3 protein-coding genes are annotated in these 2,811 nt (G+C 39.9%); 2 read left to right on the top strand and 1 reads right to left on the bottom strand.

What is annotated here, in order from left to right; all coding sequences use genetic code 11:
- Window positions 1–17: 17 nt before the first annotated feature.
- A complete protein-coding gene (locus VF500_RS28065) occupies window positions 18–1,391 on the bottom strand; it encodes a dicarboxylate/amino acid:cation symporter (RefSeq protein ID WP_330862825.1) in 1,374 nt (457 codons plus the stop codon).
- Between the two features lie 218 nt (window positions 1,392–1,609).
- Between VF500_RS28065 and VF500_RS28060 the strand changes: the two genes are divergently transcribed.
- A complete protein-coding gene (locus tag VF500_RS28060; protein WP_330862824.1) occupies window positions 1,610–2,137 on the top strand; it encodes a hypothetical protein in 528 nt (175 codons plus the stop codon).
- 41 nt (window positions 2,138–2,178) lie between these two features.
- Complete coding sequence (locus tag VF500_RS28055) at window positions 2,179–2,676, top strand: RNA polymerase sigma factor (protein ID WP_090525007.1); 498 nt, start codon at window positions 2,179–2,181, stop codon at window positions 2,674–2,676.
- The last annotated feature ends 135 nt before the right edge of the window (window positions 2,677–2,811 follow it).

Here is a 2,811-nt window from a genome sequence, read left to right as displayed (position 1 = left end):
ATTAAATCACTAATTCGCTAATTAATTCCTTCCCCTTCCCATTTACTTACTACCGCTGTTGCCATAGCGTTGCCAAGCACATTAGTGGCAGAACGTCCCATGTCAAGTAGAGGATCAATGCCAATCAGCAAAAACAAACCTGCCTCCGGGATATTGAACATTGACAGTGTACCTGCAATAACCACCAGCGAAGCCCGCGGCACACCGGCTACACCTTTGCTGGTAAGCATCAACACCAATAACATAGATAACTGGTGCCCGAACGAAAGATGAATATCATATGATTGTGCCAGGAATAACGATGCAAAGGTCATGTACATCATGGAGCCATCCAAATTAAATGAATAACCCAGCGGTAATACAAAGCTTACTATTTTATTACTACAGCCAAACTTCTCCAGTTCTTCCAATACTTTTGGATAGGCAGCTTCGCTTGTTGAGGTACTAAATGCTATGAGCATGGCATCTTTAATACTATTGATCAGTCTGAATACTGGCTTTCTTAATACAATATACCCAGCCAATATAATTACCGACCAAAGTACGATCAGCGAAAAATAAAACTCACTGATAAAAATACCATAGGTTGAAAGTACACCCAACCCTTGTTTGGCTACAACAGCGGTTATAGCACCGAACACAGCTAATGGGGCCATCTTCATCACATAGCCGGTAATCTTCATGATCACATGGGCAAAGGCATCCATCGCTTTGATCACTATTTTACCTTGTTCGCCTATCGCTGCTGTAGCAACACCGAAAAATAAAGAGAATACCACGATCTGTAATATCTCATTATTGGCCATCGCCTCAATAAAACTTTTAGGGAAAACGTGACCAATAAATTCGGTTAATGATAACGCCGATTTTTTAATACCTGTACTTAAATGACTATCGGGGAGCGGTAGGTGCATGGTTTTGCCCGGCTCAAATAGGTTAACCAACAGCATGCCTAATAATAAAGATACCAGCGTAGCGCTGATAAACCACAGCATGGTTTTACCGCCAATCCGGCCAACAGCTTTGATGTCCCCTACCTTAGCTACCCCTACTACCAAAGTAGTGAACACCAATGGTGCCACGATCATTTTAATAAGGTTAAGGAATATTTTACTCAGGATATTGAAGAGCTCCAGTTTATCCTCCCGTGCATCGGTAGCCTGGGTTTGTGTTTTTACCTGGGCAACTCTTTGTAACTTAAGATCTTTGTAGGCTGACACCGTAGTATCGGGTAAGGCCTCTATATTTTTGTCGATACTTTTAATAGTAGCACCGGCAGTACTGAGTTGTTTATTCAGATCGGCAAAAACGTAGGTGTTATAAATATAACCGGCTACCACACCCAATACCAGTGCGATAAAAATGAAGAGCGTCAGTCTGCTTTTTTTCATTTAATTTAATAAGCCTGCAAAACTACAAAATTTACGCTCTGTTTAAACAGGCATGGGAATATTCTATTTTATGATTAAGTTAAATGAAGAAACAAAATTATCGCCTCAAAGAAGTCGTGTTGTAATTTCTCCACTAATTAGTTTTAATTTTATTGAACTGCAAAGGTCATTCGTGAAAAATATTTAAACAATTAGTATTTTGCCCGCTTATTTATAACATGACCACAACTGCCTACGGATTACAGCATATAAAAAAGGAAATTCAGCACCTGCCCAATGAGCAGCTGGCCGAATTGATGCTCCGTTTGGCGCGTTACAAAAAGGAAAATAAAGAGCTCCTTGCCTATTTGCTTTTTGAAGCTCATGATGAATCCGCCTTTGTTGAAAAGGTCAAGGCCGAAGCTGGGTTCATGTTCAGCCAGTTGTCATCGCTAAGTTACAATGCAGCAAAAGGGATGCGCAAAATACTGAGGCTGTTAAGTAAGTACACCAAATTTATGGCATCAAAGGGCGCAGAAATTGAATTACTGATCAATTTTTGCGAAAATTATCTGGAATATGCCGACAGGCGCACATCGTACAAACCGTTAAGGCTAATATTAATAAGGCAGGTTGAAAAAATCCGTGGGTTGATTAACAAGCTTCATGAAGACTTACAGTTTGATTACCAGGATAGTTACAACAAATTAATAAGTGATGCCGAAAGCAAGCTGGGCTGGTTTAAAAAGAATGATCACTTGTTGTAACATATAAAGCTTAACATCGTCTAAATATAAAATTAACTGAAGTGGCCAACAAAGAAGCAGCATTCAAGCAGATATATGAAGCTAATTCTAAAAAGATATTCCATCTATGCTATGGTTATACCGGCGATGACGATGCCGCCAACGACCTGCTACAGGAAACTTTTCTAAAGGTTTGGCAAAATTTGGAGAAATTCCGTAACCAGGCCATGATATCAACCTGGATTTACCGTATTGCTGTAAATACCTGTTTAACCTACTTGCGCTCGGAAAAACGCCAGGCCAAAGACGAACTTACACCACAATTAGCTGAAACAAAACGAGAGGAACTATCGGATAAAAACGAGCAGGTTGCTTTGCTCTATAAATGTATTTCAAAACTGGAAGAATCGGAAAGGATTATTATAACTATGGTACTTGATGAGGTGCCGTACCCCGAAATTGCTGAAATTTCGGGTATATCAGAAGGGAACTTGAGGGTGAAAATTTATCGTATTAAACAAAAATTAACGGAGTTATATAACCAGTATGAAAGACTTTGATCATTTGATGTCGGTTTGGCAGGGACAGCCAAAACCAGATCAGCTTTCGGTGGATGAGGTGCTGAAGCAGGTAAAGAAGGGTATAAGGAGTATAACCCAAAAGTTATACTGGAGTATTGTGGCCATGGTTGTAAC

Origin of the sequence: Mucilaginibacter sp. (assembly GCF_036383575.1) — a bacterium.
In the GTDB taxonomy this organism is placed as follows: domain Bacteria; phylum Bacteroidota; class Bacteroidia; order Sphingobacteriales; family Sphingobacteriaceae; genus Mucilaginibacter.
The sequence above is the reverse complement of the archived record's forward strand: the minus strand, read 5'-3'. Positions and strand labels throughout refer to the sequence as shown.